The sequence below is a fragment of the Bradyrhizobium betae genome (assembly GCF_050632175.1).
Lineage (GTDB): Bacteria > Pseudomonadota > Alphaproteobacteria > Rhizobiales > Xanthobacteraceae > Bradyrhizobium > Bradyrhizobium betae_B.
The window spans coordinates 2,238,251-2,251,153 of sequence record NZ_CP192576.1 but is presented as its reverse complement, the minus strand read 5'-3'; the positions used below and the strand labels follow the sequence as shown (position 1 = coordinate 2,251,153).

Genomic DNA, 12,903 nt, shown 5'->3' with positions numbered 1-12,903 from the left:
CATGAAGACCTGGTTCATCAGCGGCAGCTCGCGCGGACTTGGACGCGCTATCACGGAAGCCGTGCTCGTTGCGGGCGACCGGGTGGTTGCCACGGCCCGGAATCTCGATGCGCTCGAACCGCTGCGGGAGCGTTTCGGGGAACGATTGCGGCTCGCAACGCTCGACGTGACCGACGAGGCTGCCGCGCAGGCGGCGATCGGCCTCGCGGTGGAGGCATTCGGCGGTCTCGACGTCGTCGTGAACAATGCCGGCTATGGTGATCTCGGCTCGGTCGAGGACACCAGCCTCGCCTCGTTTCGTCAGCAGATCGAGGCCAATCTGATCGGCACCATCATCGTCACCAAGGCGGCGATCCCGGTGCTGCGCCAGCAGCGCCGCGGGCACATCATGCAGGTCTCGTCGGTCGGCGGGCGGATCGGCGCACCGGCCCGCGCGCCCTATTCGGCGGCGAAATGGGGCATCGAAGGTTTTTCGGAATCGCTGGCGCGCGAGATGGCGCTGATCGGCGTGCGCGTCACGATCGTCGAGCCCGGCGGCTTCCGGACCGGCTTTGCCCAAGCCTCGCATGAAACCGACGAAGGACGTCCGGAATACGACGCAGTGGTCGGCGCTGCCGTCAGGATGCAGCGCGATTACGACGGCCGCCAGCCCGGCGATCCCACCAAGGCGGCCGATGTGGTGCTGAAGCTTGCGAACATGGAGCGCCCGCCGCTGCGGATCGCGCTCGGCAGCGATGCCGTCAACGCCATCGCGGCGACGGACCGGCAGCGTCTCGACGAACTGGAGAAATGGCGCGCGCTCAGCGTCTCGACCGACTACTGACCGCGTCTTATTCGGCAGCGACCATCTGCTGCGTCCGCCATTGCCCGAGCAGAGCGCGCAGCGAGGCTGGCTTCACCGGCTTGTTAAGCACGGCGATCCTCTCATCGCGCGCGGCGACCTGGACGGCGGGGCTGCGATCGGCGGTGATCAGGATCGCGGGGATGGTGTCGCCGAAGCGGCGGCGGATGTCCCGGATCGCGGCGATGCCGTTGCCGCGGTCGAGATGGTAGTCGACGAGCAGGCCGGTGACGCGGCGGCCGGCGGCCTCCATGGCCGCGATCGCGCCCTCGGGATCCGTGACCGCGATCACCTCGGCGTCCCAGGCTTTCATCAGCGTGCGCATGCCGTCGAGGATCGCGGCGTCGTTCTCGATGCAGACGATCAGGGCGCCCGAGATCGGCGTGCGGGCCAGCGGCGTCGCGCTGGTCACCGCGGCGGTGTGGGTGATCGCCTTTGCCGTCGGCACCGTCACCGAGAAGACCGAGCCGCCGCCGGCATTGGAGTCGATGGCGATGCCGTGGTTGAGCACCCGCGCCAGCCGCTCGACGATTGAAAGCCCGAGGCCGAGCCCGCGCGCGATCCGCGCGCCCTGCTCGAGGCGATGGAATTCCTTGAAGATCTCGCCGCGCTTGACCAGGGGGATGCCGACGCCGGTGTCGTAGACGCAGATCTTGAGCGAGGGACCCTGGCGGCGGCAGCCGACCAGCACGCGGCCGCGCGGGGTGTATTTGATCGCGTTGGAGATCAGGTTCTGCAGCAGTCGCCGCAGCAGCAGGCGATCGGACGCGACCGGCAGCGAGCAGGGCACGAAGGCGAGCTCCAGATTCTTGGCGCGTGCGATCGGCGCGAACTCGATTTCCAGCGAGCGCATCAGATCGGCCATCTTGAAGCTCGAGATCGAGGTCGTCATCGCGCCGGCGTCGAGCCGCGAGATGTCGAGCAGCGCGCCCAAGATCTCCTCGATCGCCTGCAGCGATTCGTCGATGTTCTCGACCAGCCGTGTCTCCTCGCCGCTGTGCTGGCGCTCGACCAGGCTCGTGACGTAGAGCCGCGCTGCGTTCAGCGGCTGGAGAATGTCGTGGCTGGCGGCGGCGAGGAAGCGCGTCTTGGAGATGCTGGCGTCCTCCGCGGCGCTCTTGGCCAAAGCGAGCTCGGAGTTCAGCCGCGTCAGCTCCTCGGTGCGGTCGCGCACGCGCTTTTCCAGCGTTGCGTTGGCGCGTTCCAGCGCTTCCGCGGCCTCGAAGGTGGGCGTGACGTCGGTGAAGGTGATGACGAAGCCGCTTCCGGGCATGCGGTTGGTGAGCACCTCGATCACCATATGGCGTTCCGGCAGGCGTTCGAGATAGGGCTCGCCCTCGGTGGTGTAGGCGCCGAGCCGCCGTTCGATCATCGCTTCGCGCCCGGCCGGATCGTCCGGATCGCTCACGCCCATGAATTCCAGGATTTCGCGCAAGGGCGTGCCGAACTGGATGAAATGCGGGGGCACGTTGAGCAGGTCGCCGAACTGCCGGTTGGAGCAGATCAGCTGCAGATCGGCGTCGAACACCGCGATGCCCTGGCGCACGTGGTTGAGCGCGGTCTGGAGGATCTCTCGGTTGAAGTGCAGCGCCGCATGGGAATCGTCGAGCAGTTTCAGTGCGGCTTTTGCCGAGACCGTTCGCTTGCGCAGCAGCAGCGACATCACGAGGCGCGAGGACGCAGCTCCGATCGACGAGGCGATCAGGTGCTCGGCGTGCTGCAGCAGCTCGAAATCGGCGGGTGCCCCGGGCTCGAGCCGTACGTTGCGTCGCGCCGAGAAGGCCTCGAACGAATGCCGCGCGCGGTCGGGCCCGAGATATTGCGCGACCGTGGTCTGGATGTCCTGCACCGTCACGGTGGTGCGCCAGCGCCGGAAGCTCGGCGAGATCGGCGCGAGCGTGTTGGGCACGAACAGATCGGCCTGTACCAGCTCGATCGATGACGGCCGGCGCGCCAGCGACAACAAGACATAGGTGAGGACATTGAGCGACAGCGACCAGATCACGCCGTGCATCAGCGGCGGCAGATCGGCGCCGAACAGCGCCTGCGGCCGCAGTGCCTCGATCCCGAACGGGCCGTGCTGGAGCAGCAGGATGCCCGACGTCGAGGTGTCCATGAAACTCGGGATGAACAGCGTGTAGAGCCACACCGCGAAGCCGACCAGCATGCCCCCGATGGCGCCGCGCGCAGTCGCCCGCCGCCACAGCAGCCCGCCGAAGAAGCTCGGTGCAAGCTGCGCGATGGCGGCAAAGGAGAGCAGGCCGATCGCCGCAAGCTGGGTGTTGCCGAGCGCGCGGTAGTAGAAATAGGCCATCACCATGATGGCGAAGATCGCAAGCCGCCGCGAGCGCAGCAGGAAGTCGCTGAAATCGGCGCCGCCGGTGCGGCCCTCCGGCCGCCGCTGCAGCACCAGCGGCACGATGAGGTCGTTCGAGACCATGATGGAGAGCGCGACGCATTCGACGATCACCATCGCGGTCGCCGCCGACAGGCCGCCGACGAACACGGCGACGCTGAGCAGATCCGCGCCGCCTTCCATCGGCAAGGCCAGCACGTACATGTCGGGGTCCGCCGCGCCGAACGGAAAGCTGACGAGGCCGGCGATCGCGATCGGGATCACGAACAGGTTGATGGCAACGAGATAGAGCGGAAACAGCCAGCGCGCGCGGCCCACCTCGGCGTCGCTGGAATTCTCGACGACGCTGACGTGGAACTGGCGCGGCAGCAGCATGATCGCGCACAGCGACAGCAGCGTCATGGTCAGGAAATTGCCGATCGACGGCGTGTAGTTGATGGCGCGCACCGCCTCCGGCGTCTTCATCGCGCGCTCGATCAGCTCGTGCGGCGAGAACATCCAGAAGGTGACGAAGATGCCGGCGGCGAGGAAGGCGACCAGCTTGATGATGGATTCGGTCGCGACCGCCAGCATCAGGCCGTGCTGGTGCTCGGTGGCGTCGGTCTGCCTTGTGCCGAACAGCACGGCGAAGGCTGCCATCGCCAGCGTCACCATCAATGCGACGTCGCCGACGATCGGGATGTGGGAGAAGGCCTGGTCCTCGCTCAGGATGGTTTCGAGCGAGGACGCGACCGCTTTCAGCTGGAGCGCGATGTAGGGCACCGAGCCGATGATCGCGATCAGCGCGACGGTCGCCGCCACCGCCTGGCTCTTGCCGTAGCGCGCGCCGATGAAGTCGGCGATCGAGGTGATGTTGTGGGCCTTGGCGAGCTGGATCACGCGGCGGAGCACGCCGGCGCCGAGCCCGATCATCAGGATCGGGCCGAGATAGATCGCCAGGAAGTCGGTCGAGGTGCGGGTGGCGAAGCCGACCGAGCCGAAGAAGGTCCAGGAGGTGCAGTAGATCGCCAGCGACAGCGGATAGATCAGCCCGGACGCACGGCCTCGCCCGGCCGGCGAGCGGCGGTCGCCATGGCTCGCCACCAGGAACAGGAAGCCGATATAGCCGAAGGCGGCGGCGATCACGCCCCAGTCGTGCAGCATGGCGAGCGTGCTTCTCCCAGGGCGCGACGGCGCCCGATCTCATTTTCCCTGCAAATCTAGCGCGTTGGGCAGGTGGAGGCGACAGCGAAATGCCGTGGCGGGGGCGGGAATCGGGGTTGTCGTTAAACGGCGAGTGGGTCGCCGGGCCTGCCGAGTGAGTCCCCGCGTGGCACCCCTCACTCTGCCCCTCGCCCACAAGGGGGCAGGGAACGGAGAGAGCGTCGTTCGTGGCGATAAAGATGTGACCGGCCGCGCGTCAGGTATTTGCACATCGATCGATGTAAGGCAGGCACACTCTCTCGCTCCCTCCCCCTTGTGGCGGAGGGTCGGGGAGAGGGGTAGCTCCGGAGACGGTGAAAGCTAGATCAAAGGAGAAGGCGAAAGAAAAACCTACTCCGCCGCCATCGACTTCTCGCGCAGCGGCAGGCCGAGGCGGTCCCACACTTGCAGCAGGGCGTCGGCGAGCCGATCGATCAGGCCGTCGTCGTGATAGGGCGAAGGCGTGATGCGCAGCCGTTCGGTGCCCTTGGCGACCGTCGGATAATTGATCGGCTGGATGTAGATGCCGTACTCTTCGAGCAGCAGGTCGGAGGCCTGCTTGCACTTCTCGGCATCGCCGATGAACAGCGGTACGATGTGGGTGTCGCTCGACATCACCGGCAGGCCGGCGGCGTTGAGGATCGCCTTGACGCGCGCGGCGCGGTCCTGGTGGCGCTCGCGCTCCCAGCTCGAGGTCTTCAGGTGCTTGATCGCCGCGGTCGCGGCCGAGCAGATCGCCGGCGGCAGCGCGGTGGTGAAGATGAAGCCCGGCGCATAGGAGCGCACGGCGTCGATGATCTGGCCGTTGGCGGCGATGTAGCCGCCGAGGCAGCCGAACGCCTTGGCCAGCGTGCCCTCGAGAATGTCGATGCGATGCATGACGCCGTCACGCTCGGCGATGCCGCCGCCGCGCGGCCCGTACATGCCGACGGCATGAACTTCGTCGACATAGGTCATCGCGTTGTACTTCTCGGCGAGATCGCAGATCTTCGCGAGCGGGGCGACGTCGCCGTCCATGGAATAGAGGCTCTCGCAGGCGATCAGCTTCGGCCGGTTCGCACCCGCAGCCTTCAGTTTCTCCTCGAGGTCGGCGAGGTCGTTGTGGCGGAACACGACGCGCTCGCAGCCGGACTGGCGGATGCCTTCGATCATCGAATTGTGGTTGAGCTCGTCCGACACGATCAGACAGTTCGGAATGAGCTTTGCGATGGTCGCGATGCCGGTCTGGTTCGAGACATAGCCCGAGGTGAACAGCAGCGCGGCTTCCTTGCCGTGGAGATCGGCCAGCTCGGCCTCGAGCTGCACCAGCGGATGATGCGTGCCGGCGATGTTGCGGGTGCCGCCTGCGCCGGTGCCGACGCGCGTCGCGGTCTCGACCATGGCGCCGACCACCTTCGGGTGCTGGCCCATGCCGAGATAATCATTGGAGCACCAGATCACGACATCGCGCTTGCCCTTGGGCGAATGCCAGAGCGCATGCGGAAACCGTCCGGCCAGGCGCTCCAGGTCGGCGAACACGCGGTAGCGCCGTTCGGAGTGGAGACGATCGAGGGCGGAATTGAAGAACTGGGCGTAATCCATCGGCGAAACCTGCAGCGGAACCGGGCCAAAGGGCCGCATCTTTCTAGAGCGTTTCCAGCTCCAATGTCTATGCGCTATCCCACATTTGGCCGTGAGGGGCATCTGGCCAAAATGCCCTATCGTGCGATTTGAAACTTGATCCGGATCAAGTTCGCGCGCGATGCGTGATGCTGCTCTGCACCATCCGTCTCCCTCTTCCGCATTCCTACGGAGAGGCAAAGGCTCACGTCGTCCGGAACTGCAGCACGCCGTCCTTCGTCTCCGCCGTCAGCCGGCCCTCGACGATCATGTAGTTGACGTGGGCGACGAGCTCGCCGGCGGCAAAGCCCATCTGGTGCTCGTCCAGCACGTGCTTGTTGAACACGACAGGCACGAGCGCGCGGGACGTCTGAGGTACTTCACGGCAGGCTTCCGCGATCAGGTGGCAGCGCTCCTCGTGATGATCGGCGAGCTGCTTGATGCGGGTCTTCAGGCCGTAGAACGGCACGCCGTGGCCGGGCAGCACCAGCAGATCATAGGGCAGGGTGGTGGTGAGGCTTGCGAGCGAGGCCAGATATTCGCCGAGCGAGTTCTGGTCGGGCTCGACCGCCCACACACTGACATTCGGCGAGATCTTGCTGAGCACCTGATCGGCGGACAGGAAAAGCTTGTCGTCCGCGCAATACAGCATCACCTGGTCGAGCGCGTGTCCGCCGCCGGTGATCACCTTGAAGCGGCGCGTGCCGATCACGACCTCGTCGCCATGCGAGATGCGGCGGTAGGACGGCGGCAGCACCGAGACACGCTTGAGATAATCCTGGCCGCGGCCGAGGAGCTTTTCGGTGAGCGACTCGTCCATGCCGTGGCGGCGGAAGAACCGCCTCTGGGCTTCCTTTCGCTCCTCGGTGCCGCGGTTCTGGTGATAGACCGATTGCAGATATTCGACCTGCGACATCACCAGCGGGCAATTGAAGCGCTCGACGATCCAGCCAGCAAGGCCGACATGATCAGGGTGCGAGTGGGTGACGATCAGGCGCGTGATGTTGACGCCCTTCAGCGGTCCCTCGAACAGCCTGGTCCAGGCCTCGATGGTCTCCTCGTTGCCGAAGCCGGCGTCGATCATCGCGTAGCCGTCGCCATCGGCGAGCAGGTAGATGTTCACGTGGTTGAGGCGGAACGGCAATTTCAGCCGCGCCCACAGCACGCCGGGCCTGACCTCCACGATCTCTTCGTGGCCGGGATGCTGGTCCCAGGGGTAACGCAGGGCCTCGCCCGAGGACGGCACGGTGTCGGTTTTCGTGTTCATGTTATCGGCTTAAACCCGGCGCGGGCGGGGCGCCAGCCGAAAAAGGATGCTGGCATGCCCTCGCATAGCGGACATTCCGGGTGGTTTTCCGCAGCCCGGATGGAGCTGAGCGCAATCCGGGATTCGTGCCTCGAGCGAAACCGCCCCGGATTACGCTTGCGCTCCGTCCGGACTACGGGACAGCGCCCTTACGCCGCCCGCATGTTGTTGAGGAACGCGTCGATCTCCCCACGCAGCAGGTCGGCTTCGCGGCGGAGTGCGTCGGAGGCGCCCAGCACCTGGCTCGCCGCCGTACCGGCCTCGGCCGATGCCGTGGAGACGCCCACGATGTTGCTCGAAACCTCGCTGGTGCCGCCGGCGGCGTGCTGGATGTTGCGGGCGATCTCGCGGGTGGCTGCGCCCTGTTCCTCGACCGCGGCCGCGATGGTCGTCGTGACATCGTTGATCTCGCCGATGATCCGGCCGATGCCCTGGATGGCGCCGACCGCCGAGGTCGTGACCGACTGCATGCTGGCGATCTGGGTGCGGATCTCTTCGGTTGCCTTCGCGGTCTGGCTTGCGAGGCTCTTCACCTCGGACGCGACCACCGCGAAACCGCGGCCGGCCTCGCCCGCGCGCGCCGCCTCGATGGTGGCGTTGAGTGCGAGCAGATTGGTCTGCGAGGCGATGGTCTGGATCAGGTCGACGACAACGCTGATGCGGCTCGCGCCGTCGGCAAGGCTCTGAACCGTGGCGTCGGTCGCGCCGGCCTCGTCGACCGCCTTCTTGGCGATTGCAGCCGAGGTGACGACCTGCTTGCTGATCTCCTCGATCGAGGACGAGAGCTGCTCGGTGCCTGATGACACGGTCTGCACGTTGACCGAGGTCTCCTCCGCGGCGGAAGCGACCGCGTTCACCAATGCGTTGGACTGGTCTGCGGTATTCGACATGCTCTGCGCGGTCGACTGCATCGAATTGGCCGACTGCGCGAGATTGTCGAGCGCATTGCGCACCGTGCTCTCGAACTCTGCGATCCTGGCTTCCATGCGCGCGGCACGCTCGGCCTTGGCCGCGCGGTCCTTGTCCTGCTCGCTGGACATCGCGCGGGCCTCGATCATGCTCTCGCGGAACACCTGCAGCGTGTTTGCCATCACCGAGATTTCGTCGTTGTGGTTCATGGAGCGGTAGGTTTCGGTCTCGAGGTCGCCGTTCGCGAGGAGCTGCATGGATTGATGCAGCGCGCCGATCCGGCGCAGGATGTTGCGCCCGACATAAAGCCAGACGAACAGTGCCGAGCCGACCAGCATCAAGGCGCCCAGCGCCAGCATCGCGGTGGTGGCGAGCGAAATTTCCTGGCGCGCCTGGAAGGTCGACGCGTTGGTCTCCTTCTGCACACCCTCGACGAGTTGCTGCACGCTGATGCCGAGGCCGACATTGAGCTTGCGGGTCTCATCCAGGATGGTCTGGCCGTAGTCGATGGCGTCGAGCTCCTTCTGGCGGATCTTGAACACGCCGGTCTTGCCTTCGCCGAAGGCAAACAGCTTCTGCACGGCGTCACGCATCGCCTGCATCGAGGCCACCTTGGGCAGGTCCTCGAGGTTCGACTTGACGCGGTCGCGCGTCGCCTTGAATTCCTTCTCGATCACTTCCAGCGTGTCGCTGTTGTTGGCCGAGAGCGCCGCCATCATGTCGGCGGCCATCAGATTGCCGTTGGCGGAGACCATCGAGATCTGGGCGACGGTGCGGGCGGCCTCGGTCGCATCGTCAGCGGAGACTTCCGCCGCGCCGAGGATCGCGTTGAGGCGCGTCTGGGCGTCCAGCATCGCCGGACCGGCCGCGCCGACAAAGGCGAGTTGGGCCTTGCGCAGCGCTTCATATTGCTTGTCGTGCACCGCGCCGGTGTCGAGCCGTTCGCGGGCCGCCGAGACCAGGCTCTGGGTCGCCTCGTCGATGCTCTTGGCGGTCTCTTGCAGCGCGGTCGCAGTCTGCTTGTCGGCGCCGAGCTCGATGATCTCGCCGAGCTTGGCCATGGCGAGCTGCTGGATGTCCTTCACGCTCTTGGTGCGCTCTTTCAGCGACTCATCGGATGGTGATGCCAGCAGGCCCGGGCCCTGGGCTGCGAGCGTTGCGCTCTGCGAGGCGAGCTGGAGGCTGGCGGAGAGGCGCGGGATGTCGCGGCCGCTCAGATCCATCATGGTCGCGCCGAGATGATTGAAGACGAAACCGGCGCCGGCTGCGATCACGAGGCCCATGCCCGCGATCAACGCGAAAGCGGCGAACAGGCTGCCGCGCACGCCCCACCTTGGCATCTTGAAACGAGGCTTGAGACGGCCAAGAAGGCCACCAATACGGATCGCCATCGGAATTCCCCCACTCGTGATCTTTATATTTTCGCGGCGGAGTATCCTCAGCTCGGGTTAAAAAATCGCAAGTTGCACAATCGGTTGCGCCTGTTCCGCACAGCGAAAAGGAAAGGGCCGGCAGAACTGCCGGCCCTTGATGATGCAAGAGATTTTCTTCAGACGCGATCAGTAGCGCGCGACCGCCGAGTTGGCCCAGTTGAAGCGGTAGTTCAGGCCAGCCTTGATGGTGTGGTCGTCCGTGGTGAAGTTGCCGGTGCCCGCCAGCGGGCCCGCGGTGAAGTGCGCGTCGCCGAAATTGTAGTACTGGTACTCGGCCTTGGCCGACCAGTTCGGCGCGAACATGTATTCGAGGCCGGCGCCGACGGTGTAGCCGTTGCGGTGGTCGCCATCGATGATGAAGCCGGTCGGCACGCCGCCGACGGTCACCTTCTCGTTGTTGTCCGAATAAGCGTAGCCGCCCTTCACGTAGAGCAGGCCGGGACCCCAGGTGTAGCCGACGCGGCCGGTGATCGAGCCGAGGCCACGCTGGTCGTTGGTGTAGGCGACGCCGCCCGGGAACACCGCGCCGACGCTGCCGGAAAGCCAGGAATACTGGCCTTCGACGCCGACCACGAAGTTCGGGTTGAACTGCCAGTCCGCACCGACCTGCACGCCGCCGAGGAAGCGGCCGTTGCCGTTGTTGCCGGTGGAGAGGCCGTTGAAATTGTTGTCGCTGGAGAACGCACCGCCGAGATGCGCACCGAGGTAGAAGCCGGTCCAGTTGTAGATCGGCGCGGCATAGGCCGGCGCGGGCGCCTTGTAGTAGTTGCGGTTGCCGAGATCGGCACCGACGGCCGGTGCAGCAGCGCCCGCCACGAGCAGCGCGACGGTCGCAAACAGAATCTTCTTCATGGTCTTGAACTCCAACACTTAGGTCCCCGGCAGGCGCTGTCCGCGCCGCGTTGGTTTTGCAGATAGCTCGCTTTTGACGAAAATGCTGTCACACTCATGGCACAGCGACAGCCAACCTAACTTATTGGGCCGTAAATGATTTTCGTGCTTAATGGCGGCTTAAGAAGTGGTGAAGGAAGGCTTAATTTCGCGCGGCTCGAGTAACCTGCGCGCGCCTTTCGTTAACCAAGACGCCGGCGCGCCTCGTCGCGCATCTGCTCGCGAAAGGCTGCGCGCCTGGCGGGCCGGTCTTCCTCGCGCACGTCGTGACGATCGAAGATGTCGAACTTCTCCAGGATCGGATAGCGCTCGCTCGCCATGGCCAGCACGCGCAACACCTTGGTTGCCTCCAAGGTCGGACCGCTCACCTCCCAGCGCCGGATGGTGTCGGCGCCTCCTTTTTCCGGCAATCCGCAAAGCCTGGCCATGTCGATTGCGGTGAGCTGGCGCCCGAGGGCATCGGAGAGGTCGTTGCGAAGTTGCTTCAGTTCGGGGCCGGTCATGTCGATCGCATTCGGAGGAGTGTTGGAGCCAATGCACTAATGCTGATTCGGGTCCATCCGAAGGCGGGCATGACCGTGCTAGTCTCGCGCTGCCGGTTCAGCGTCAGCGAGGGGATATCCCATGCCCGTGTTCAAGCTGCCCTTGTCGGGGGACGTCGTGCAGTCCATCAACCCGATCACGTCGTTCTTCAGCCCGGCCGGCGGCCAGTTCGGTCTCGTCAACATCACAGTCGGGCAATCCTCGGCGCCTGATGTCGAGAAGGATTTGCTGTCCGATGTCGGCAGCTATGGCAAGCAGATCGGCCAGATCGGAGATGCGCTGTTGGTGGTCATCGAGCATCTGGAAGCGCACGGTGACGGCGCGCTCGGCGAGGACAAGGCGATCGCGGCCTTCAAGGAGCTGATGCATTCGGTGGCGACCGTGAAGGAGCGGCACGGCCGCACGGCCTGCCGCCCCCGGCGGCGTTGATCCCGCAATATCCCTGCGCTCCGGCACATTTCGACGCATACGGAGTTGTAAGCCTGTTGCGTATTGAAACTTTCCGGCCAATGACGACCTTTAGGACGGGGCGCGCAAGGAGAGGTTCAACCATGACAAGAAGCAGACAAGCCCTTGCCGTACTCCTCACCATCGGACTGGCGGCGGCGCCCTTCGCGGCTCAAGCGAAGAAACACCGGTCCGGCAGGTACCACAACACGCGCGTCGTGGACCCGATCTATGGGAGCGCCGGATCATCGGCAACGCAAACCAGGACTTACGGGAGTTCGGGGCAGTCGATCGGGACGGTCACTGCGCCCTCGATCGGAACGTACAATTGGCCCTCGGTCGGTGTGACCAACGCGGTGCCGACCTGGAGTAACACTAACCCGCCGGTCAGGTAGAGGGCGATTGCGTCTTGATCTCAGGCGCGCCGGCCATCCTGTTTGCCGAACACGCAGCGCCATCAAGCCAGGCGCTCGGCCGGATGCTGGTTCATCCATTCGGCGAGCTGCGGCGCGCCCGTCAGGCAGGACTGCATCGAGACGTTCGCGATGTCCGATGTGGTGACGATCTGCTCGTGACAATTCGCCGGCGAGGAAAGGCTGCAGAGCATTGCGATGATCTTGATCACGCCAGATTTCCCACATCGCCGCCGCCCGCGCGGCCGATCGATGCCGTATCCTGGCGCGTGTCGGCCGGCGGAAAGATGCTGTCATAGATCGCGCGTGCCTCCTCGATGAGGCGAATACGCTCGCGTTCGGACTTCGAGACAAACTGAATAACCCGGCCCATGTCGGCTCCAATAGATCAGCAGATCCATCATCAAATGATGGAAATCATTTTATCCGATGTGGGGTGCGAGCTTCGCGTTTGCCGCTGCTCAGGCAGTCACAAGGGATAAAATGCCCGTGACCGTACGACTACGGGTGGAACCAGCACCGCGCAAATGGCCACCTGGTGCGGCCCGTGCGTGCCTTTGCGGCACCGTAACGGAGTGTTGAGATCTACCGCCATGCCTCGATGCGGCACATTCTCGCCTGTGTGACGTTATTGAAAGGCTCATTGCTCGAGCTCGTTCGACAACTGATCGGCCGACGCAATCGGGGACCGCCTCGAAAGGACCAGCCATGACGAGAACGAAACGTTCCATTGCCGTACTCATCGCCATCGGATTGGCGGCATCACCGTTCGCCGCAAGCGCGCAGACGTCTGCGACGGGCGCGCAAACCAGCACGCACAGCACCCCGGGAGCACCGGTACAGCAAGGTACGATTGGAAGCTCCGGGCAGACTGTTGGAACGGTGACGGCGCCGTCGGTCGGAACGTCTACCCAGCCCTCTGTCGGCGTGACCAACTCGGTCCCCACCTGGAACAGCACGAACCCTCCGGCCAAGAAGTAATC

The 12,903-nt window shown here is 65.0% G+C and carries 12 protein-coding genes; 4 read left to right on the top strand and 8 right to left on the bottom strand.

The features are described 5' to 3' along the window. Window position 1 precedes the first annotated feature (1 nt). Window positions 2-823: an SDR family NAD(P)-dependent oxidoreductase gene (locus tag ACQ86E_RS10980; RefSeq protein ID WP_431205401.1), complete on the top strand. Its 822-nt coding sequence runs from the start codon at window positions 2-4 to the stop codon at window positions 821-823. 7 nt (window positions 824-830) lie between these two features. Here the strand turns inward: ACQ86E_RS10980 and ACQ86E_RS10975 are convergent, their stop codons facing one another. From ACQ86E_RS10975 to ACQ86E_RS10950, 6 genes are all read right to left on the bottom strand, one after another. Then, window positions 831-4,340, bottom strand: coding sequence for a PAS domain-containing hybrid sensor histidine kinase/response regulator (locus ACQ86E_RS10975; protein ID WP_431205400.1), 3,510 nt, complete (start codon window positions 4,338-4,340; stop codon window positions 831-833). A gap of 390 nt (window positions 4,341-4,730) precedes the next feature. Further along, complete coding sequence (gene hemA, locus ACQ86E_RS10970) at window positions 4,731-5,960, bottom strand: 5-aminolevulinate synthase (protein ID WP_431206444.1); 1,230 nt, start codon at window positions 5,958-5,960, stop codon at window positions 4,731-4,733. 223 nt (window positions 5,961-6,183) lie between these two features. Beyond that, window positions 6,184-7,245, bottom strand: a complete 1,062-nt coding sequence (locus tag ACQ86E_RS10965; protein WP_431205399.1) for an MBL fold metallo-hydrolase — start codon at window positions 7,243-7,245, stop codon at window positions 6,184-6,186. Between the two features lie 188 nt (window positions 7,246-7,433). Beyond that, the gene (locus tag ACQ86E_RS10960) at window positions 7,434-9,584 is read right to left on the bottom strand and encodes a methyl-accepting chemotaxis protein (protein WP_431205398.1); all 2,151 of its coding nucleotides are present in this window, start codon (window positions 9,582-9,584) and stop codon (window positions 7,434-7,436) included. Window positions 9,585-9,752: 168 nt separating this feature from the next. Then, a complete protein-coding gene (locus tag ACQ86E_RS10955; protein WP_431205397.1) occupies window positions 9,753-10,478 on the bottom strand; it encodes an outer membrane protein in 726 nt (241 codons plus the stop codon). A 221-nt stretch (window positions 10,479-10,699) separates the two neighbouring features. Next, window positions 10,700-11,020: a hypothetical protein gene (locus tag ACQ86E_RS10950; protein ID WP_431205396.1), complete on the bottom strand. Its 321-nt coding sequence runs from the start codon at window positions 11,018-11,020 to the stop codon at window positions 10,700-10,702. A gap of 121 nt (window positions 11,021-11,141) precedes the next feature. On the opposite strand from ACQ86E_RS10950, the gene ACQ86E_RS10945 reads away from it, so the two are divergent. Together ACQ86E_RS10945 and ACQ86E_RS10940 are read left to right on the top strand one after the other, a co-directional pair. Then, window positions 11,142-11,489, top strand: coding sequence for a hypothetical protein (locus ACQ86E_RS10945; RefSeq protein ID WP_431205395.1), 348 nt, complete (start codon window positions 11,142-11,144; stop codon window positions 11,487-11,489). A gap of 122 nt (window positions 11,490-11,611) precedes the next feature. Next, complete coding sequence (locus ACQ86E_RS10940) at window positions 11,612-11,902, top strand: hypothetical protein (RefSeq protein ID WP_431205394.1); 291 nt, start codon at window positions 11,612-11,614, stop codon at window positions 11,900-11,902. 62 nt (window positions 11,903-11,964) lie between these two features. Here ACQ86E_RS10940 and ACQ86E_RS10935 read toward each other — a convergent pair whose 3' ends face one another. Both ACQ86E_RS10935 and ACQ86E_RS10930 read right to left on the bottom strand, forming a co-directional pair. Further along, window positions 11,965-12,132 (bottom strand): hypothetical protein, encoded by a 168-nt coding sequence (locus tag ACQ86E_RS10935; protein WP_431205393.1) that lies wholly within the window; start codon window positions 12,130-12,132, stop codon window positions 11,965-11,967. Continuing rightward, on the bottom strand, window positions 12,129-12,293 hold the full coding sequence (locus tag ACQ86E_RS10930; RefSeq protein ID WP_431205392.1) for a hypothetical protein: 165 nt from the start codon (window positions 12,291-12,293) through the stop codon (window positions 12,129-12,131). The genes ACQ86E_RS10935 and ACQ86E_RS10930 overlap by 4 nt, the downstream gene beginning before the upstream one ends. 335 nt (window positions 12,294-12,628) lie before the next feature. On the opposite strand from ACQ86E_RS10930, the gene ACQ86E_RS10925 reads away from it, so the two are divergent. Next, window positions 12,629-12,901: a hypothetical protein gene (locus ACQ86E_RS10925; protein WP_431205391.1), complete on the top strand. Its 273-nt coding sequence runs from the start codon at window positions 12,629-12,631 to the stop codon at window positions 12,899-12,901. Window positions 12,902-12,903 lie beyond the last annotated feature (2 nt).